Source organism: Knoellia remsis, assembly GCF_003002895.1.
GTDB classification, from domain to species: domain Bacteria; phylum Actinomycetota; class Actinomycetes; order Actinomycetales; family Dermatophilaceae; genus Knoellia; species Knoellia remsis.
Map to the genome: position 1 here is coordinate 204,172 of NZ_PVTI01000001.1, position 19,730 is coordinate 223,901.

Annotated in this window: 16 protein-coding genes and 1 rRNA gene; 15 read left to right on the forward strand and 2 right to left on the reverse strand. The window is 70.4% G+C overall.

The genetic code is table 11. The features are described 5' to 3' along the window. Positions 1-37 precede the first annotated feature (37 nt). From BCF74_RS00960 to BCF74_RS01020, 13 genes are all read left to right on the forward strand, one after another. A complete protein-coding gene (locus BCF74_RS00960; protein WP_245889140.1) occupies positions 38-1,237 on the forward strand; it encodes an MFS transporter in 1,200 nt (399 codons plus the stop codon). A 216-nt stretch (positions 1,238-1,453) separates the two neighbouring features. Further along, positions 1,454-2,548: a phenylalanine--tRNA ligase subunit alpha gene (pheS, locus tag BCF74_RS00965; protein ID WP_106296080.1), complete on the forward strand. Its 1,095-nt coding sequence runs from the start codon at positions 1,454-1,456 to the stop codon at positions 2,546-2,548. 2 nt (positions 2,549-2,550) lie between these two features. Next, positions 2,551-5,100, forward strand: a complete 2,550-nt coding sequence (pheT, locus tag BCF74_RS00970) for a phenylalanine--tRNA ligase subunit beta (RefSeq protein WP_106296081.1) — start codon at positions 2,551-2,553, stop codon at positions 5,098-5,100. Continuing rightward, positions 5,097-5,828 carry an SDR family NAD(P)-dependent oxidoreductase gene (locus tag BCF74_RS00975; RefSeq protein ID WP_106296082.1) on the forward strand — a complete coding sequence of 244 codons (732 nt, stop codon included), beginning with the start codon at positions 5,097-5,099 and terminating at the stop codon, positions 5,826-5,828. The genes pheT and BCF74_RS00975 overlap by 4 nt, the downstream gene beginning before the upstream one ends. A 67-nt stretch (positions 5,829-5,895) precedes the next feature. After that, entirely contained in the window at positions 5,896-6,939 is a 1,044-nt protein-coding gene (gene argC, locus BCF74_RS00980) for an N-acetyl-gamma-glutamyl-phosphate reductase (protein ID WP_106296146.1), read from the forward strand. Beyond that, positions 6,936-7,352, forward strand: coding sequence for an ACT domain-containing protein (locus BCF74_RS00985; protein WP_245889141.1), 417 nt, complete (start codon positions 6,936-6,938; stop codon positions 7,350-7,352). Before argC ends, BCF74_RS00985 begins: the two co-directional genes overlap by 4 nt. After that, positions 7,349-8,500 (forward strand): bifunctional glutamate N-acetyltransferase/amino-acid acetyltransferase ArgJ, encoded by a 1,152-nt coding sequence (gene argJ / locus BCF74_RS00990; RefSeq protein WP_106296083.1) that lies wholly within the window; start codon positions 7,349-7,351, stop codon positions 8,498-8,500. Before BCF74_RS00985 ends, argJ begins: the two co-directional genes overlap by 4 nt. An 11-nt stretch (positions 8,501-8,511) precedes the next feature. After that, positions 8,512-9,399 carry an acetylglutamate kinase gene (gene argB, locus BCF74_RS00995; RefSeq protein ID WP_106296084.1) on the forward strand — a complete coding sequence of 296 codons (888 nt, stop codon included), beginning with the start codon at positions 8,512-8,514 and terminating at the stop codon, positions 9,397-9,399. Then, a complete protein-coding gene (locus BCF74_RS01000; protein WP_106296085.1) occupies positions 9,396-10,622 on the forward strand; it encodes an acetylornithine transaminase in 1,227 nt (408 codons plus the stop codon). The genes argB and BCF74_RS01000 overlap by 4 nt, the downstream gene beginning before the upstream one ends. Then, positions 10,619-11,575, forward strand: a complete 957-nt coding sequence (argF, locus tag BCF74_RS01005; protein ID WP_106296086.1) for an ornithine carbamoyltransferase — start codon at positions 10,619-10,621, stop codon at positions 11,573-11,575. Before BCF74_RS01000 ends, argF begins: the two co-directional genes overlap by 4 nt. Then, positions 11,572-12,075 carry an arginine repressor gene (locus tag BCF74_RS01010; RefSeq protein WP_106296087.1) on the forward strand — a complete coding sequence of 168 codons (504 nt, stop codon included), beginning with the start codon at positions 11,572-11,574 and terminating at the stop codon, positions 12,073-12,075. Before argF ends, BCF74_RS01010 begins: the two co-directional genes overlap by 4 nt. Then, positions 12,072-13,514, forward strand: coding sequence for an argininosuccinate lyase (gene argH / locus BCF74_RS01015; RefSeq protein ID WP_106296088.1), 1,443 nt, complete (start codon positions 12,072-12,074; stop codon positions 13,512-13,514). The genes BCF74_RS01010 and argH overlap by 4 nt, the downstream gene beginning before the upstream one ends. Further along, on the forward strand, positions 13,511-14,140 hold the full coding sequence (locus BCF74_RS01020) for a DNA-3-methyladenine glycosylase (protein ID WP_245889142.1): 630 nt from the start codon (positions 13,511-13,513) through the stop codon (positions 14,138-14,140). The genes argH and BCF74_RS01020 overlap by 4 nt, the downstream gene beginning before the upstream one ends. Here the strand turns inward: BCF74_RS01020 and BCF74_RS01025 are convergent. Together BCF74_RS01025 and BCF74_RS01030 are read right to left on the reverse strand one after the other, a co-directional pair. After that, positions 14,100-15,134 carry an adenosine deaminase gene (locus tag BCF74_RS01025; protein WP_106296089.1) on the reverse strand — a complete coding sequence of 345 codons (1,035 nt, stop codon included), beginning with the start codon at positions 15,132-15,134 and terminating at the stop codon, positions 14,100-14,102. The genes BCF74_RS01020 and BCF74_RS01025 overlap by 41 nt on opposite strands. A 12-nt stretch (positions 15,135-15,146) precedes the next feature. Beyond that, complete coding sequence (locus tag BCF74_RS01030) at positions 15,147-16,061, reverse strand: aminoglycoside phosphotransferase family protein (protein ID WP_106296149.1); 915 nt, start codon at positions 16,059-16,061, stop codon at positions 15,147-15,149. Between the two features lie 66 nt (positions 16,062-16,127). Between BCF74_RS01030 and tyrS the strand changes: the two genes are divergently transcribed. Further along, complete coding sequence (tyrS, locus tag BCF74_RS01035; protein WP_106296090.1) at positions 16,128-17,387, forward strand: tyrosine--tRNA ligase; 1,260 nt, start codon at positions 16,128-16,130, stop codon at positions 17,385-17,387. 738 nt (positions 17,388-18,125) lie between these two features. Further along, positions 18,126-19,649 (forward strand): 16S ribosomal RNA (locus BCF74_RS01040). The last annotated feature ends 81 nt before the right edge of the window (positions 19,650-19,730 follow it).

Here is a 19,730-nt window from a genome sequence, read left to right on the forward strand (position 1 = left end):
GCACCGACACAGTCGGTGACGGGACGAGGCGAAAGGGGTGAGCGCGGTGGCGGTCATGTCACTCGCGCCCTACCGCGTCGTCCTCGCCATCCCGGCACTGCGGCAGGCGCTGGTGCTCGGCGCGTTCGTGCGGATCCCCGTGTTCTCCGCGGGCGTGCTCCTCACGGTGCACGTCGTCACCACGCTGGGGGAGTCGTATGCCGCCGCCGGCCTTCTCGCGGCCGTCGCCACCGTGGCCATCGCCGTGAGCGGTCCGTGGCGTGGCCGGCTCCTCGACCGCATCGGGCTGCGCCGCGTCGTGCTGCCCTCGACCCTCGTCGCGCTCGTCTGCTGGTCGATCGCCCCGTGGGTCGGTTACCTGCCGCTGCTCGTCCTCGCAGGCGTCGCGGGGCTGTTCGTGATCCCCAGCTTCTCGATCATCCGGCAGGCCGTCATCGCGGCCGTGCCCGACAGCGAGCGGCGGACAGCGATCTCGCTCGACGGCGTCGCAGTGGAGATCTCGTTCATCGTCGGCCCGGCCTCGACGATCTGGGCGGCGTCGCACTGGGACACCCGGTGGGTGCTCTTCGCCGTGCAGATGCTCGGGGTCATCGGGGGCATCGTCCTGTGGGTGATCGACCTGCCGCTGCGTCCCGACGAGGACGACGATGGTGGCGCTGCGGCGGTTCGCCGCGCCGACTGGTTCGGGCTGCCCTTCGTCGCGGTGTGCCTCGCGGCCGCGTCAGCGACCTTCGTCCTCACCGGCACCGACCTCGGCATCGTGGCGCGCATGCGCGAGCTCGGCGAGACGAGCGCGATCGGCGTCGCCCTCGCCCTCTGGGGGCTGGGCTCGCTCATCGGCGGCCTCCTCTACGGCGCGCTGACCCGGTCGCTCTCGACGTTCTGGCTGCTCGGTGCCCTCGCGCTGGTCACCCTGCCCATGGCCCTCGCGAGCGGTGTCGCGTCGCTCTCGGCGCTCGCCTTCGTCGCCGGGCTTCTGTGCGCGCCCACGATCACGGCGAGCGTCGACCAGGCGAGCCGGGTCGTCCCGGCCTCGGCACGAGGTGAGGCGATGGGGTGGCACGGCTCCTCGCTGACTCTCGGTGGGGCGCTCGGTGCGCCCTTCGCCGGGCTCGCGATCGACGCCGTCGGCGGAGCCGGCGGCTTCCTCGCCCCGGCGGTCGTCGGGCTCTTCGTCGCGGTCGTCGGAGCCGCCGCCGCCTCGACCCGTCGGCGCCGCGCCGTGCCCGCGCGCTAGTCTGAGCACATGCCGACTGCCCTGCGCTCCCGCACTCCCCGTGCCGTGCGCCGATTTATCCTGCCCTCGGGCGCGGTGACGCGGTCCGCCTGACCACGCAGGTCGGCGCACACGGCATACGTCATCCACGCCACGCCCGAGGGCGCGTGACTTCACGCAGGCACCCCAGCCCCGCAGGGCGCGATCGGTCGCGCTCGCGACGAGAGTGTGAGAGAGATGTCCGGACCCAACACGAACTTCGACCCGGTCGAGGTCGCCGCCCTCGACCCCGAGGCCGTCGACGCCGCGGTGAGCAGTGCCCTCGAGGCGATCGCTGCCGCTGCGAGCCTCGACGAGCTCAAGGCGCTGCGGCCGGCCCACGCGGGCGACAAGTCCCCGCTCGCGCTGGCCAACCGTGAGATCGGTGCCCTGCCACCAAGCGCCAAGGCCGAGGCCGGCAAACGCGTCGGGCAGGCCCGCGGCCGGGTGAACCAGGCCTTCGCTGCGCGCCAGGGTGAGCTCGAGGCCGAGCGCGACGAGCGGATCCTCACCGAGGAGGCCGTCGACGTCACGCTGCCCACCGGGCGCCGGCCGCTCGGTCGCCGACACCCCATCGAGCTCATGTCCACCCGCATCGCCGACCTCTTCGTCGGCATGGGCTGGGAGATCGCCGAAGGGCCGGAGATCGAGGCGGAGTGGTTCAACTTCGACGCCCTGAACTTCGACGCCGACCACCCGGCACGCCAGATGCAGGACACGTTCTACGTCGACCCGCCCGAGGGTGGGCTCGTGCTGCGCACGCACACCTCGCCGGTGCAGGCGAGGACGCTGCTCGAGCGCGGCGTCCCCGTCTATGTCGCCGCGATCGGTCGGGTGTTCCGCACCGACGAGCTCGACGCGACGCACATGCCCGCGTTCCACCAGGTCGAAGGCCTCGCCGTCGACGAGGGCATCACCATGGCCCACCTCAAGGGCACCCTCGACCGGCTCGCGAGCGAGCTCTTCGGTGACGGCATCACGACGCGGCTGAGGCCGTCGTACTTCCCGTTCACCGAGCCGAGCGCCGAGATGGACCTGCGCTGCTTCGTCTGCCGCGGCAAGGACCCCGACTGCCGCACCTGCAAGGGCACCGGCTGGATCGAGTGGGGTGGCTGCGGCATGGTCAACCGCAACGTGCTCACTGCGTGCGGCGTCGACGCCGACCGCTACACCGGGTTCGCGTTCGGCATGGGCATCGACCGCGCGCTGATGTTCCGCACCGGCGTCAGCGACATGCGGGACATGATCGAAGGTGACGTGCGCTTCGACGCGATGTTCGGAATGGAGATCTGACCGTGCGAGTTCCTGTCGACTGGCTGCGTGAGTACGTCGCCGTCCCCGCCGACGCCACCGGCGCGCAGATCGCCGCCGACCTCGTCCGCGTCGGCCTCGAGGAGGAGGGCCTGCACACCGGCGGGGTCACCGGCCCCCTCGTCGTCGGCCGCGTGCTGACCCGTGAGCCCGAGCCGCAGAAGAACGGCAAGACCATCAACTGGTGCACCGTCGACGTCGGAGACGCGAACGGCACCGGCGAACCCCAGGGCATCGTCTGCGGCGCGCACAACTTCGACGTCGGCGACCTCGTCGTCGTCATCCTCCCCGGTGGAGTCCTGCAGACCCCGCAGGGCCCGCTCGAGGTGTCCGCACGCAAGACCTACGGCCACGTCTCCGCCGGCATGATCTGCTCCGAGCGCGAGCTGGGCATCGGCGACGACCACGACGGCATCCTCGTCCTCACCCGCAGGTTCGCCGGCGACGACGAGACGCTCGCCCGGCTCGAGCCGGGCACTGACGCCATCCCACTGCTCGGCCTCGACCGCGAGACCGTCGAGATCAACGTGACCCCGGACCGGGGCTACTGCTTCTCGATCCGCGGCGTCGCCCGGGAGTACTCGCACTCCACCGGTGCCGAGTTCACCGACCCGGCCCTCGACCTCGCTGCGCGGGCACCGGCGGCCACGGAGGGTGGCTTCCCCGTGACGCTGGCCGACGACGCACCGATCCGCGGCCACGACGGCTGCGACCGCTACGTCGCGCGCATCGTGCGCGGCATCGACGTCACCGCGCCGACCCCGCGGTGGATGGCGACCCGACTCACCGAGGCCGGCATGCGGCCGATCTCGCTGCCGGTCGACGTGACGAACTACGTCATGCTCGGGCTCGGACAGCCGCTGCACGCCTTCGACGTCTCGACGCTGCGTGACGGCATCACGGTGCGCCGCGCCCGCGCCGGCGAGCGCATCACGACCCTCGACGACGTCGACCGTGCCCTCGACACCGAGGACCTGCTCATCACCGACTCCGGGGGCGAGCGGGCGCTGGCCATCGCCGGTGTCATGGGCGGCGCCGACACCGAGGTCGGCCCCGAGACGACGGACGTGCTCATCGAGGCCGCGCACTTCGACGCGGTGTCGATCGCGCGGTCGGCCCGCCGCCACAAGCTTCCGTCCGAGGCGTCGCGCCGGTTCGAGCGGGGCGTCGACCCGCAGCTCGCCGCAGCCGCGGCCCAGCTCGCCGTCGACCTGCTCGTGAAGCACGGCGGCGGCGTCGCTGACGACGAGGTCACCGACGTCGGTTCGCCGGCGCCGATGGCTCCCGTGGCGATGGACCTGGGCTTCCCGACGCGCATCGTCGGCGTCGAGTACCCCGCTGACGAGGTCGTCTCGATCCTCGAGTCGATCGGCTGCGAGGTCTCCCGCGACGGGGAGGTGCTCACGGTCGTGCCGCCGTCGTGGCGCCCGGACCTCACGACCGCCGAGGACCTCGTCGAGGAGGTCGCCCGGATCGACGGTTACGACCGCATCCCCTCGGTGCTGCCCACGCCACCCGGCGGCGCCGGACTGACCCACGCGCAGCGCGTGCGTCGCGTCGTCGCGAACACCCTTGCGGGGCAAGGGCTTTCCGAGGTCTGGAGCGCCCCGTTCGTGGCGGAGGAGCGGTATGCCGCGCTCGGCCTCGACGTGCCCGCGGAGCTCGCGCGGTCGGTCCGGCTCGCCAACCCGCTCTCTGACGAGCAGCCGCTCATGCGCACCCGCCTGCTCGCGACCCTCGTCGACTCGGTGCGGCGCAACGTCTCGCGCGGCGCGCGGGACGTCGGGCTCTTCGAGATCGGCCTCGTCGTCGACCTGAAGGGTGAGCAGCAGGCCGCCCCGACCGAGGACGTCGGCGTCCGCCCGTCCGACGAGGTCCTTGCCGCCATCACCGCCGCCGTGCCCGCGCAGCCACGCCATGTCGCCTTCGCCCTTGCGGGAGAGCGCGACCGGGCCGGCTGGTGGGGCGGCGGCCGCGGCGCCGACGTCACCGACGTCATCGAGCTCGCCCGCGTCCTCGGCGAGGCACTCGCCGTTCGCGTGACGACCGTGACCGACTCGGTCGCACCGTTCCACCCGGGTCGCTGTGCGCGCGTCGCGCTCGACGACGGGACCGTCGTCGGACACGTCGGCGAGCTGCACCCCAAGGTCGTCGCCGCCCTCGGTCTGCCGGCGCGCACGGTGGCCGGGGAGCTCGACCTCGATCTCCTCACGACGGCCGCCGAAGGGGCCGTGCAGGCGCAGACGCTCGCGACCTTCCCGGTCGCCCAGAGCGACGTCGCGCTCGTCGTCGACGAGGCGGTCACGGCGGCAGAGGTCGAGTCCGCGCTGCGTTCCGGGGCAGGGGAGTCGCTGGAGTCGGTGACGCTCTTCGACGTCTACCGCGGTGACCAGCTCGACGCGGGGAAGAAGTCGCTCGCCTACCGCCTCGCGTTCCGGTCCGCCGATCGCACGCTGACGACGGACGAGGTCTCGGCCCTGCGTGACGCCGCCGTCGCCGAGGCAGGTCGGCGCAGCGGCGCGGTGCAGCGATGACCGAGCGCGTCGCCGTCGTCACCGGCGCCTCGCGCGGCATCGGCGCCCACCTCGCCGACGCCCTCGAGGCGGCCGGGTATGCCGTGGAGCGCGTCTCGTCGTCCGTCGCCCCTGTCACCGATCGTGCGGCCGTCGAGGCGTGGGTCGACGACATCGTCGCGCGACGTGGCCGCATCGACCTCCTCGTCAACAACGCGGGGGTCATCGACGACGAGGTCCCGCTCGCCGAGAGCGACCCCGAGCAGTGGTGGCGCACCGTCGAGGTCAATGTCCGCGGTCCCTACCTCATGACCCGGTTCGCGCTGCCGCACCTCGTCGCCTCGGGCGGTCGCATCGTCAACATCAACTCCGGCGCGGCCTACAAGAACTACGACATCGCGACGGCATACAACGTGAGCAAGGGCGCGCTGGCTCGGCTCACGGCGGCCACGGGTCTCGGCGAGGACGCCGTGGTCAAGGCGTTCGACCTGGCCCCCGGAGTCGTGCGCACCGACATGACCCTGTCGATGGACGCCCACGTCGACCGCACCGAGTGGACCGAGCCGGAGGTGGTGGTCGAGCTGTTGCTCGCCCTCGCGTCGGGACGGCTCGATGCCTGGTCGGGGCGCATGGTGCGGGCGGGCACGGACACGGTGGAGTCCCTCGAGCGGCGCGCGGAGCACGGGCTGGGGGAGCTCGACCGCACTTTGGGCCTCATCGGGTGGGGGAGTGACGACCCGCTGACCTGAGCCCGCCGGGTGGGGCGACACCGGGTCCCCTTTGCATAGAATTGTTATCGCATGCAAGACTATGCACATGCTGAAGGTTGCGGTCGCAGGTGCGAGTGGCTACGCCGGTGCCGAGGTGCTCCGCTGGCTGCTGCGCCACCCCGACGTCGAGATCGGCGCGGTGACCGCAGGGAGCAACGCCGGCAGCACCCTCACGTCGATCCACCCGCACCTCTTCGGGCTCGAGGACCGCATCCTCGAGGACACCACAGCGTCCGTCTTCGACGGCCACGACGCCGTCGTCCTCGCGCTGCCGCACGGGCACTCGGCCGCCCTCGCCGCCGAGCTCCCGGAGGGCACGGTCGTCGTCGACTGCGGCGCGGACTTCCGACTGCGCGACGAGACCGCGTGGACCACCTTCTACGACACCCCGTATGCCGGGTCGTGGGCGTACGGCCTGCCCGAGCTGCCGCTCGCCGAGGGCGGGTCGGGCCGGCATGCGCTCGAGGGGGCAACGCGCGTCGCGGTGCCGGGCTGCTACCCGACAGCGGTGACCCTCGCGTTGGCCCCGGGTCTCGCGGCCGCGGTCGTCGAGCCCGATGACGTCGTCGTCGTCGCGGCGTCCGGGACGTCGGGTGCCGGCCGGGCCGTGAAGCCGCACCTCCTCGGCTCCGAGGTCATGGGCTCCATGTCGCCCTACGGCATCGGGGGCGTCCACCGGCACACGCCCGAGATCGAGCAGAACCTCAGCGCGGCGGCCGGATCCGACGTCACGGTCTCCTTCACGCCGACACTGGCGCCGATGCCGCGGGGGATCCTCGCGACCTGCACCGCCCGCCTCGTCCCCGGCACCACGGCGGACGAGGTCCGCGAGGCCTGGCGCACGGCATACGAGGACGAGCCGTTCGTGCACGTCCTCGACGCGGGCACCTGGCCGACCACAGCGCAGGTTCTCGGCAGCAACCACGTCGCGATCCAGGTCGCCGTCGACGAGCGGGTGGGGCGGGTCGTCGCCGTCGCCGCGGTCGACAACCTCGCCAAGGGCACCGCCGGCGCAGCCGTGCAGTGCCTCAACCTCGCGACGGGGCAGCCGGAGACCACTGGACTCGCCGGGGCAGGAGTCGCACCATGAGCTCGATGCCGCTCCACCTCATGAAGCACCCCGAGCCGTTGGTGGTCGCCCGGCTGGACCCGGGCGCCGAGCCCGACTGGGACTGGCAGCAGGGGCCGTTCGCGTCGCTGAGCCGCACGCCGCACGAGACCTCGGTGGTCTGCCTCGCCCAGGACGTGCCGGACGGTGTGACCGTCGAGGGCCCGTTCATCGGGGTCGAGGTCGCCGGGCCGTTGGCCTTCGACGCCGTCGGCGTCATGGCCGAGATCCTCAACCCTCTTGTTGCCGTGAACATCAGCGTGCTCGCCTTCGCGACCTATGACACCGACTGGGTCCTCGTGCCCGAAGGTGACGCCGCCGTCGCGGTCGAGGTGTGGCGTCGGGCCGGGCTCATCGTCACCCCCACCGTGCTCACCGGACGGAGGGACTCGTGAGCGTCACCGCCGCCGTCGGCTTCCGCGCCGCGGGCGCCACGGCCGGCCTCAAGGCCTCGGGCAGCCCTGACGTCGCGCTCGTCGTCAACGACGGGCCGGAGCACGCCGTCGCGGCCGTCTTCACGACGAACCGCGTCGAGGCGGCACCGGTGACGTGGTCGCGCCAGGTCGTCGCCGACGGCCGGGCCGACGCGGTCTTCCTCAACTCCGGCGGAGCCAACGCGTGCACCGGCCCGCGCGGCTTCGGGGACACCCACCGCACGGCCGAGGTCGTCGCCGACACCCTCGGGGTCAGCGCGACCGACGTCGTCGTTTGCTCGACCGGGCTCATCGGCGAGTACCTCCCCATGGACCGGATCGAGGCCGGCATCGCCCTCACGGCAGCGGATCTCGGGCTCGAGGGTGGCGCCGACGCGGCCCGCGCCATCATGACGACCGACACGGTGCCCAAGGAGGCCGTCGCGACCGGCGACGGCTGGACCGTCGGCGGCATGGCCAAGGGCGCGGGCATGCTCGCGCCGGGCCTCGCCACGATGCTCTGCGTCATCACGACCGACGCCGTCGCCTCTCCCGACGTGCTGGCCGAGGCGCTGCGCTCCGCGACGTCACGCACGTTCGACCGTGTGGACTCCGACGGCTGCATGTCGACCAACGACACCGTCGTCCTCATGTCGTCGGGGGCATCCGGTGTGTCCGTCGACGTCGGCGCGCTCACCGACGCGGTCACCGAGGTCTGCGCCTCCCTCGCACGTCAGCTCGTGGCCGACGCCGAGGGCGCCAGCCACGACATCGCGGTCGAGGTGCGTTCTGCCGCAACCGAGTCCGAGGCCGTGGAGGTGGCCCGCGCCGTGACGCGCAGCAACCTCTTCAAGGCCGCGATCTTCGGGCGCGACCCCAACTGGGGGCGCGTGCTCTCGGCTGTGGGCACGACGTCCGCGCAGTTCGATGCCAGCCGCCTCGACGTCGCGATCAACGGGATCGAGGTCTGCCGAGCAGCCACGATCGGAGACGACCGGGACCTCGTCGACCTCAGTGGTCGAGAGGTGCGCGTCGTCGTCGACCTCCACGCCGGTGACGCCACGGCGACGGTCTGGACGAACGACCTGACGCACGACTACGTCCACGAGAACTCCGCCTACAGCACGTGAGGAGCCGACCGGTGATCGACGAGCTCACCCGTACCAAGGCGAGGACCCTCGTCGAGGCCTTGCCGTGGCTCGAGGCGTTCCGCGGTGCCCTCGTCGTCGTCAAGTACGGCGGCAACGCCATGGTCGACGCGGAGCTGCAGAAGGCCTTCGCGCAGGACGTCGCCTTCCTGCGGTATGCCGGCCTGCGACCCGTCGTCGTCCACGGCGGCGGCCCGCAGATCAAGGCGATGCTCGACCGCCTCGGCCTCGAGAGCGAGTTCCGCGGCGGGCTGCGGGTCACGACACCCGAGGTCATGGACGTCGTGCGCATGGTCCTCACCGGACAGGTGGGCCGCGAGCTCGTCGGCCTGCTCAACCAGCACGGTCCGCTCGCCGTGGGGCTCTCGGGTGAGGACGCCGGACTCTTCGGGGCGCGCCGTCGCGGTGTCGTCGTCGACGGCGCCGAGCAGGACCTCGGGCTCGTCGGCGACGTCGTCGAGGTCGACACGGCCGCCGTCGTCGACCTCCTCGACGCCGGCCGGATCCCCGTCGTCTCCACCGTCGCCCCCGACCTCGACGGAGACGGCCAGGTGCTCAACGTCAACGCCGACACGGCCGCCGCCGCGCTCGCCGCCGCGCTCGGGGCGCGCAAGCTCGTCGTCCTCACCGACGTCGAGGGTGTGTATGCCGCGTGGCCGGACCGCTCCAGCCTCATCTCCCGCTTGCCCCTGAGCCAGGCGCGCGAGCTGCTCACGACGGTCGACTCCGGCATGATCCCCAAGCTCGAGGCCTGCATCCGGGCCGTCGAGCAGGGGGTGCCGCAGGCGCACGTCATCGACGGCCGCGAGCCGCACTCGCTGCTGCTGGAGGTCTTCACCTCCGAAGGCATCGGCACCCTCATCGAGGAGGACACCCCATGAGCCCGACCCAGCCCGCGTCGCCCACCGGGAACGAGACGCAGGAAGCGCTGCTCGACCGCTACGCCGACTCGCTCATCCCTGTCTTCGGACGCCCGCAGCTCGTCCTCGAGCGCGGCGACGGCCCGTGGGTCTGGGACACCGACGGCAAGCGCTACCTCGACCTCGTCGGCGGAGTCGCCGTCAACGCCCTCGGACACAACCACCCGGCGCTCGTCGCGGCCGTGTCGAAGCAGGTCGCCGAGATGGCGCACATCTCGAACTTCTTCACCTCGCGCGCCCAGGTCGAGCTGGCCGAGCGCATCCTCGCGCTCGCCGAGGCACCCGACGGCTCGGGAGTCTTCTTCGGCAACTCCGGTGCGGAGGCGATCGAGGCGGCCATCAAGCTGTCCCGCCGCACCGGGCGCCGGCACATCGTCGCCGCGGAGGGCGCCTTCCACGGACGCACGACCGGCGCCCTCGCGCTCACCCACAAGGCGGCCTACCGCGAGCCCTTCGCACCCCTCATCCCCGACGTGACCCACGTGCCCTACAACGACGCCGACGCGCTACGCGCCGCGGTGACCGAGGAAACGGCTGCGGTCTTCCTCGAACCCGTCCAAGGGGAGGCGGGCGCGATCGTCGCCGACGCGGCATACCTCCGGGCGGCTCGGGAGATCACCTCGGCCGCAGGCGCATTGCTCGTCATCGACGAGGTCCAGACCGGGATCGGCCGGACCGGCGACTGGTTCGGTCACCAGGAGAGCGGCATCGTCCCCGACGCGATCACCGTGGCCAAGGGTCTCGGCGGCGGGCTGCCCATCGGTGCGCTCGTGACGTTCGGGCCCGACGTCACCGGCCTCCTCACCGCCGGTCAGCACGGCTCGACCTTCGGCGGCAACCCGCTCGTCGCCGCAGCCGCGCTCAGTGTGCTCACCACCATCGAGGCCGACGGCATCCTCGCGAGGGTCACGGCCGCCGGCGAGCATCTCGCGTCGGCTGTCATGGCGCTGCAGCACCCCGACGTGGTGGAGGTGCGGGGCCGCGGCCTGCTCCGTGCCATCGTCCTCACCTCCGACATCTCCGCCGGTGTCGTCGCCGCGGCTCGCGAGGCCGGCTTCCTCGTCAACCCGGTGGCCCCGAACGCTGTGCGCCTCATCCCACCGCTCACGATTACGACCGACCAGCTCGACCTCTTCGTCGCGGCCCTGCCCGACCTCATCACCACCGCCAAGGAGCGCTCTTGAGCACCACCGTCCGGCACCTCCTGCGCGACGACGACGTCAGCCCCGCCGAGCAGGCCGAGATCCTCGAACGCGCCGCCGCCATCAAGGCCAGGCCGTTCAGCGACCGCTGCCTCGAGGGACCCGAAGTCGTCGCCGTGCTCTTCGACAAGCAGACCCTGCGCACCCAGGTGTCCTTCGCGGCCGCGATCGCGCACCTCGGCGGCTTCCCGCTCATCATCGACGGCAAGCTCGCCCAGGTCGGCGTGCGCGAGTCCATCGCCGACGTCGCTCGGGTCCTCGAGCGCGAGGCCAAGGCGATCGTGTGGCGCACCTACGGTCAGGAGCGGATCGAGGAGATGGCGTCGTATTCGACCGTCCCCGTCGTCAACGCCCTCACCGACTCCTTCCACCCGTGCCAGATCCTCGCCGACCTGCTCACGATCCGCGAGCACAAGGGCGGCCTCGCCGGGCTGACCTTCGCCTACGTCGGCGACGGCGCCAACAACATGAGCCACAGCTACCTCCTCGGCATGGCCACGGCCGGGATGCACGTCCGCATCGGTACTCCCGCGGCATACCAGCCACACCCCGACGTCCTCGCGAAGGCGAGCGAGATCGCTTCTGCCACAAGCGGATCCGTGACAGTGGTCGAGGACCCGGCCGAGACCGTCGACGGCGCCGACGTCGTCGCGACCGACACGTGGGTGTCGATGGGCTTCGAGAAGGAGAAGGAGAGCCGGCAGGGCTCCGCAAGCCCCTTCGCCGCGTATGCCGTGACGACCGACCTCATGTCCCGCGCCGACGCTGACGCGATCTTCCTGCACTGCCTCCCGGCCTACCGAGGCTTCGAGGTCGACGCCGACGTCATCGACGGCCCGCAGTCGGTCGTGTGGGACGAGTCCGAGAATCGGCTGCACGCCCAGAAGGCGGTCCTGTCCTGGCTCGTCGAGAAGTCGGGGGAGGGCTCCCGATGAGCGTGTCCTCGAGTCGTACCGCCCGGCAGCGTCGCATCGTCGAGATCCTCTCGACGCGTGCCGTCCGCTCCCAGAACGAGCTCCTCACCATCCTCGGCGAGGACGGCATCGATGTCACCCAGGCCACGCTCTCGCGCGACCTCGTCGACGTCGGCGCCGAGAAGGTCCGCAGCGGCAAGAGCCTCGTGTATGCCGTCCCGGGAGAGGGCGGTGACCGCACCGTCCGCATCGCGCCGGACAGCGAGGAGGTCACGAGCCGTCTCGCCCAGCGCTGCCACGAGCTGCTCGTCTCCGCCGAGGTGTCGGCGAACCTCGTCGTCCTGCGCACTCCGCCGGGCGCCGCGAACTACCTCGCCTCCGCCATCGACCACACGAGCGTCCCGGGGGTGGTCGGGACGATCGCGGGCGACGACACCATCATGGTCATCACGACCGGCACGTCCGCGAGCCGCACGGTTGCCACCCGCCTCATGAGCTACACCCGCAAGGAGAACGCGTGAACGAGCGCCCATCGGACGAGAGCCGGCTCAGCCTCTGGGGCGGCCGGTTCAGCGGCGGACCCGCCGACGCCCTCGCCGAGCTCTCCCGCTCGACGCACTTCGACTGGCGGCTCGCGCTGCACGACATCGCCGGCTCGCGCGCCCACGCGCGGGTGCTGCACCGGGCCGGTCTGCTCGACGACGCCGGCCTCGACGCGATGCTCGCCGCCCTCGACGAGCTGCGCGCCGACGTCGAGTCCGGGGCGTTCGTCCCGGCGCCCGAGGACGAGGACGTCCACACCGCCCTCGAGCGCGGGCTCATCGAACGCGCCGGTGCCGACGTCGGCGGCCGCCTGCGGGCCGGACGTTCGCGCAACGACCAGATCGCCACCCTCGGCCGGATGTACCTGAGGGAGCGGGCCCGGGTCGTCGCCGGCCTCGTCCTCGATGTCGTCGATGCCCTCGTCGAGCAGGCGCGCAGCCACCCGGGGGTGGCGATGCCGGGCCGCACGCACCTCCAGCACGCGCAGCCGGTCCTGCTCGCCCACCACCTGCTCGCCCATGCGTGGCCGCTGTTGCGCGACGTCCAGCGCCTGCAGGACTGGGACGCCCGAGCGGCCCTGAGCCCCTACGGTTCCGGAGCCCTCGCCGGCAGCTCGCTCGGCCTCGACCCCGAGGCGGTCGCGGCCGACCTCGGCTTCGACGGCGCGGTCGAGAACTCCATCGACGGCACTGCCTCGCGCGACGCCGTCGCCGAGTTCGCCTTCGTCACGGCGATGGTCGCCGTCGACATCTCGCGCATCGCCGAGGAGGTCATCCTCTGGGCGACCAAGGAGTTCGGCTTCATCACGCTCGACGACGCCTACTCGACCGGGTCGAGCATCATGCCGCAGAAGAAGAACCCCGACGTCGCCGAGCTCGCCCGCGGCAAGACGGGCCGCCTCATCGGCAACCTCACCGGCCTGCTCGCGACCCTCAAGGGACTGCCGCTCGCCTACAACCGCGACCTCCAGGAGGACAAGGAGCCGGTCTTCGACTCCATCGACACCCTCGAGGTGCTGCTGCCCGCGTTCAGCGGCATGGTCGCGACGCTCGTCTTCGACACCGAACGCCTGGAGTCGCTTGCGCCGCAAGGGTTCTCGCTCGCCACCGACATCGCCGAGTGGCTCGTGCGTCAGGGCGTGCCGTTCCGTGTCGCCCACGAGGTGGCGGGGGAGTGCGTGCGGGTCTGCGAGTCCCGCGGCATCGAGCTGTGGGACCTCAGCGACGACGACCTCGCGTCCATCTCGGAGCACCTCACGCCCGGTGTTCGCGAGGTCCTCACCGTCGAGGGCTCCCTCGCCTCACGCGACGGCAAGGGCGGCACCGCTCCGGTGCGCGTCGCCGAACAGCTCGAGGGGGCGGCGGCCGCTGCTCAGGAGGCGCGCACCTGGGCGGAGTCGCGGCTCACTGTCCGGTGACTCGCCTGACCGATGCAGTTCGGCTGCCGCGCGACTTCTTCGAGCGGCCCGTCCTCGACGTCGCCCCCGACCTGCTCGGCTGCGTCGTCCGTCACGGTGACGTCGCCGTGCGGCTCACCGAGGTCGAGGCGTATGCCGGCACGCGCGACCCGGGGTCGCACGCCTTCCGTGGCCCGACGCCGCGCACGCAGGTGATGTTCGGCGAGGCCGGGCACCTCTACGTCTACTTCACCTACGGCATGCACTGGTGCGCCAACCTCGTGTGCGGCCCCGAGGGTGAGGCCAGTGCGGTCCTGCTGCGGGCGGGTGAGGTCGTCGCCGGCGAGACAGTCGTCGCCGAGCGCCGCCCCGGTGTCGTGGCGCGCGACCGGGCTCGAGGCCCGGCGCGGCTCACCCGGACCCTGGCCCTCGACCGCGCCCAGGACGGTCTCGACGTCTGCGCGCCCGACTCGCCCGTCGTGGTCAGCGCGCCAAGCGAACCTCACGAGGCGACGGTCCGCACGGGACCACGCGTCGGGGTGAGCGGCCCAGGAGGCGACGGGACGGCATACCCGTGGCGGTTCTGGCTCGAGGGCGAGCCGACGGTCAGCCCCTATCGTCCCGGTGTGCCGCGGCGTAGGCGCTGATCTCACGGCGCACCCGTGCCTTGACGTCGTCGGGGGCGAAGCTCACGTCGATGGCCGTCGTCGCGAGCTCGGTCAGGCCCTGCTCGTCGAGGTCGAGGACGTCGGCGGCGAGGGCGTACTCGCGGTTCAGCGTCGTGTTGAACATCGGCGGGTCGTCGCTGTTGACGGTGACGACGACCCCGGCGTCGCGCAGCGCACGCATGGGGTGGTCCTCGATGCGGCCGACGACCCGCGTCGCGAGGTTGGAGGTCGGAGAGATCTCGAGCGGGATGCGTTCTGCGACAAGGCGTTCCACGAGCCTCGGGTCGTCGATCGAGCGAACTCCGTGGCCGATCCGCTCCGCTCCGAGCAGGTCGAGCGCGTCCCACACGGACTGCGCGTCGGTTGACTCGCCGGCGTGCGGCGCGGAGTGGAGCCCGGCGGCACGCGCGCGGTCGAAGTACGGCTTGAACTGCCGCCGCGGCAGCTCCGGCCCGCCGAGCCCGAAGGCGACGAGGCTCTCGGGACCGTGCTCGACGGCATACGTCGCGGTCGCCTCGGCCGACTCGAGGCCGGCCTCCCCGGGGATGTCGTAGATCCAGCGCAGCACGATCCCGAGGTCGCGCTCAGCCGCGACGCGCGCGTCCTCGATGGCCTCGGTGTAGGCCTCGATCGGGATGCCCGTGCGAACGCTCGTGAAGGGCGTCATCGTCAGCTCGGCGTAGCGAACCTGCTGTGCCGCAAGGCCTTCGGCGACCTCGTAGGTGAGCAGCCGGATGTCCTCGGGCGTCTTGAGCAGCCCCACGACCGCGAGGTAGACGTCGATGAAGTGCGCGAAGTCGCGGAACGTGTAGAACTCGCGCAGCGCGTCGAGCTCCTGCGGCACACCGGCGTCGGGGTGGCGCGCCGCGAGCCGCGCGACGGTCTCGGGCCGGGCGGACCCGACGTGGTGGACGTGCAGCTCTGCCTTGGGCAGGCCCGCGATGAAGTCCTCGTATGCCGTCCGCTCACCCATGTGCGCAGTGTGTCAGTCGCGCTCGGGAGAGTCCGACAGGACCTCGGCGACGGCGCGGTCACCCAAGGGCGCGAGGGCGTGTCCGCGCGGCGCGTAGATCCAGTGGGCCAGGTGGCCCTGGATCGCGGCGAACGCCCGGCCCCATGCCCACGACACGTCGTCGACCTCGAGCAGCGACCGCAGCCTGGCCCGACCGGCCCGGTCGAGAACCCACCACGCCGGTGAGAGGTCGGTCGCGGCATACCCGGTCGTGAGCGTCCCGAAGTCGAGCAGGCCGACGAGCTCGTCGCCACGGGCGACGAGGTTGCCGGGGATGAGGTCGGCGTGGAGGAGGACCGGCGTGCTGTCGGGTGTGCCTGCGGCCAGGGCATCGTCGACGACGGCGCGGACCCTCTCCGGGGCGACCGGACCGGAGACCGCGTCGTCCGGCTGGTCCAGGCCCTCGGCCCGGTCCCTGAGGTGACCGCCGCGGGAACCCTGCGGCCAGTCCTCGGCAGGCACCTCGCCCAGACCGAACGACCGCAGCGCGGCAAGCGTCTCGGCCACCGTGTCCGCCCAGCCGAGCGGGACCTCTCCCGAGAGCACCCGCGCGGAGGCGTCCTCGCCCGCGATCCAGCGGTTCACCGTCCACGCGTGCGGGTAGTCCTCGCTCGGTGACCCGACGTGCTCGATGACCGGGATCTCGAGCGGGAGCCGGCCCTGCAACCGCGGCAGCCAGTCGATCTCCTTGCGCAAGCCGGTCTCGGCGTCGTCGTTGCGAGGCACGCGCACGAGCAGGTCGGTGCCGAGACGGAAGGTCCGGTGCTCGGTGCCGGAGGTCGTCATCGGCGAGAGCTCCAGGGCCCGCCACCGTGGGCACTGGTCGTCGACGAGGGAGCGCACGAGGTCGTCGGTCACGGGCGTCTCGCCGTCGAAGAGGGTGGTCATGCGGGTCATCCCACACGCCGGTGCTGGGCGTCGTCCACTGACTTCGGCGTGGCAGGCTAGCGCTTCGTGAACGACATCCTTGCCGAACTCCAGTGGCGCGGCCTCGTCGCGCAGACGACCGACGAGGAGGCGCTGCGGGCGGCCCTGACGGACGGCCCGATCACGGCCTACTGCGGCTTCGACCCGACGGCCCCGTCGCTCCACTTCGGCAACCTCGTCCAGCTCATCGTCCTGCGCCACCTCCAGCGGGCGGGCCACCGCGTCATCTGCCTCGTCGGGGGCTCGACCGGCCTCATCGGTGACCCACGACCGACGTCGGAGCGCATCCTCAAGACCAAGGAGCAGACGGCCGAGTGGGTCGCCCGGATCCAGGAGCAGGTCCGGCCGTTCCTCGCGTTCGAGGGCGACAACGCGGCGGTCATGGTCAACAACCTCGACTGGACCGCGCCCATGTCGGCCCTCGACTTCCTGCGTGACGTCGGCAAGCACTTCCGCGTGAACCAGATGGTCAAGAAGGACGCGGTCGCGGCGCGGCTGAACTCCGACGAGGGCATCTCCTACACAGAGTTCAGCTACCAGCTGCTCCAGGGCCTGGACTACCTCGAGCTCTTCCGTCAGTTCGGGTGCACGCTGCAGACCGGCGGCAACGACCAGTGGGGCAACCTCGTCGCCGGCTCCGACCTCATCCACCGCGTCGAGGGCGAGTCGGTCCACCTCCTCACGACCCCGCTCATCACCGACTCGTCGGGGGAGAAGTTCGGCAAGAGCGCCGGCAACGCGGTGTGGCTCGACGGCTCCATGACGAGCCCGTACGCCTTCTACCAGTACTGGCTCAACGTCGAGGACGCCTCGGTCGTCAAGCTGCTCAAGGTCTTCACCGACCGCAGCCGGGAGGAGATCGCCGAGCTCGAGCGACAGGTGGAGCAGGAGCCGTTCCGGCGGGCGGCGCAGCGAGCCCTCGCCGCAGACGTGACCACCCTCGTCCACGGCGCCGAGGCGACGGCTGCGGTCCAGGCAGCCTCCGAAGCGCTGTTCGGCAGGGGTGACCTCGCCCTGCTCGACGAGGTGACGCTGCGGGACGCGACGGCGGAGCTGCCCGGGGGAGAGGTGTCGCCGGGGATGTCGATGACCGACGCCCTCGTCGCCGTCGGTCTCGTCGAGTCCCGCAACGCCGCACGCCGGGCGATCGGCGACGGGGGCGCGTCGATCAACGGCGAGAAGGTCACCGACCCCGAGCTGCCCCTCACCGAAGGCCACTTCCTGCACGGGTCCGTGGCCATCCTGCGTCGCGGTCGCAAGTCCATGGCTGCCGGTCGTCGCGCCTGATTCCCTTGTGGCACAAGTCTTTTCGGTATGCCGTGTGCCCACCGTGACCGTGCGGGGGGCCGCCGATTTGTGTTCCGTCGGGAACGTCCTCTACTGTTCTCGACGTCAGCCCGACAGGGAGGAACGGACACCACCGCGTGAGGCCGAGAGGCGCACACGAAGTAGGCCGGTCCCGGGGCACACCCCATCCATCCGACACGGTGGCAGCACCAGTCGGACAGACATCGGAAAAAGATGTCGCGGACGGGAAGATCCCGCTCGAGCCCGGTGTTGGACACAGGGCTGACAGGGTCCGCATGGGCCCGAGCAGCAGGATCACCCACCAGGCCAGATCAGCGCGAGACGCGGATTTGGAACGGCCGCCGAGAGGCTGCTAGAGTGGGAGCCCCGCAGAGATCCAAGCGCGATCTTCTCCGGCCGCTCCAAGAGCGGGTCACGGAGTTGACGCCCAAGCATGGACGCGGGTAAGTTGGAACAGTTGCCCCGGATCACGACCCACCGAGTCGGGTGATGGTGCGCGTCCGAACCTTGAGAACTCAACAGCGTGTCAAAAATCGATGCCAATAACCTCGTCTCGAGGTGATGGCGAGCCGGCCACCGGTCGGATCGTGATCGCTCTCGAACGAAAATCCTTTGGTTGACAACGATCATCTAGCAAATGCTAGTTGTTCTTGCTCAGCCAGTGTGACAACCCTTCAACGGGTTTAGTTTTTCACGACTTCGGTCGTGAGCTGAACATCAACGGAGAGTTTGATCCTGGCTCAGGACGAACGCTGGCGGCGTGCTTAACACATGCAAGTCGAACGGTGACCTCGAGAGCTTGCTCTCGAGCGATCAGTGGCGAACGGGTGAGTAACACGTGAGTAACCTGCCCCAGACTCTGGAATAACCCCGGGAAACCGGAGCTAATACCGGATACGAGACGAAGCTGCATGGCTATCGTCTGGAAAGTTTTTCGGTCTGGGATGGACTCGCGGCCTATCAGCTTGTTGGTGAGGTAACGGCTCACCAAGGCGACGACGGGTAGCCGGCCTGAGAGGGCGACCGGCCACACTGGGACTGAGACACGGCCCAGACTCCTACGGGAGGCAGCAGTGGGGAATATTGCACAATGGGCGCAAGCCTGATGCAGCGACGCCGCGTGAGGGATGACGGCCTTCGGGTTGTAAACCTCTTTCAGCAGGGAAGAAGCGAAAGTGACGGTACCTGCAGAAGAAGCACCGGCTAACTACGTGCCAGCAGCCGCGGTAATACGTAGGGTGCGAGCGTTGTCCGGAATTATTGGGCGTAAAGAGCTTGTAGGCGGTTTGTCGCGTCTGCTGTGAAAATCCGGGGCTCAACCCCGGACTTGCAGTGGGTACGGGCAGACTAGAGTGTGGTAGGGGAGACTGGAATTCCTGGTGTAGCGGTGAAATGCGCAGATATCAGGAGGAACACCGATGGCGAAGGCAGGTCTCTGGGCCACTACTGACGCTGAGAAGCGAAAGCATGGGGAGCGAACAGGATTAGATACCCTGGTAGTCCATGCCGTAAACGTTGGGCGCTAGGTGTGGGACTCATTCCACGAGTTCCGTGCCGCAGCTAACGCATTAAGCGCCCCGCCTGGGGAGTACGGCCGCAAGGCTAAAACTCAAAGGAATTGACGGGGGCCCGCACAAGCGGCGGAGCATGTGGATTAATTCGATGCAACGCGAAGAACCTTACCAAGGCTTGACATATACCGGAAACACCTGGAGACAGGTGCCCCGCAAGGTCGGTATACAGGTGGTGCATGGTTGTCGTCAGCTCGTGTCGTGAGATGTTGGGTTAAGTCCCGCAACGAGCGCAACCCTCGTTCTATGTTGCCAGCGCGTTATGGCGGGGACTCATAGAAGACTGCCGGGGTCAACTCGGAGGAAGGTGGGGATGAGGTCAAATCATCATGCCCCTTATGTCTTGGGCTTCACACATGCTACAATGGCCGGTACAAAGGGCTGCGAAACCGCGAGGTGGAGCGAATCCCAAAAAACCGGTCTCAGTTCGGATTGGGGTCTGCAACTCGACCCCATGAAGTTGGAGTCGCTAGTAATCGCAGATCAGCAACGCTGCGGTGAATACGTTCCCGGGCCTTGTACACACCGCCCGTCAAGTCACGAAAGTCGGTAACACCCGAAGCCGGTGGCCCAACCCTTGTGGAGGGAGCCGTCGAAGGTGGGACTGGCGATTGGGACTAAGTCGTAACAAGGTAGCCGTACCGGAAGGTGCGGCTGGATCACCTCCTTTCTAAGGAGCACTGGTCGCGCAAGCGATCCAGAGCCTGGTCTGTCGGCGCACGTCCGACAGCAGGTGCTCATGGGTGGAACA